Source organism: Citrobacter sp. TBCS-14 (assembly GCF_005280805.1).
In the GTDB taxonomy this organism is placed as follows: Bacteria; Pseudomonadota; Gammaproteobacteria; order Enterobacterales; family Enterobacteriaceae; genus Citrobacter; species Citrobacter gillenii.
Genome location: NZ_SZWM01000672.1, coordinates 1 through 208 on the forward strand (window position 1 = coordinate 1; position 208 = coordinate 208).

Below are 208 nucleotides of genomic sequence, written 5' to 3' on the forward strand. Positions count from 1 at the left end.
ATCCACGCATGATCCTGATACAGCTGCTGACGACCGGACAGGGTGCGCCATGGGATCAGTTCGTGGACGTTGGTATAGCCTGCGTTATAGGAGACATGTTCGCTTTCAAGGCCGGACCAGGTCGGACTGGAGATGATTTTGCGCGGCTGCGCCTGGATATCGCGAAAACGAATCTTTTCGTCTTCTTTGTTCAACGCCAGATGCGTAT

General features: G+C 53.4%; 1 protein-coding gene. It reads right to left on the reverse strand.

The features are described 5' to 3' along the window. On the reverse strand, positions 1 to 208 hold a 208-nt coding region (locus FDX22_RS20620), incomplete at both ends, for a hypothetical protein (protein ID WP_186805393.1).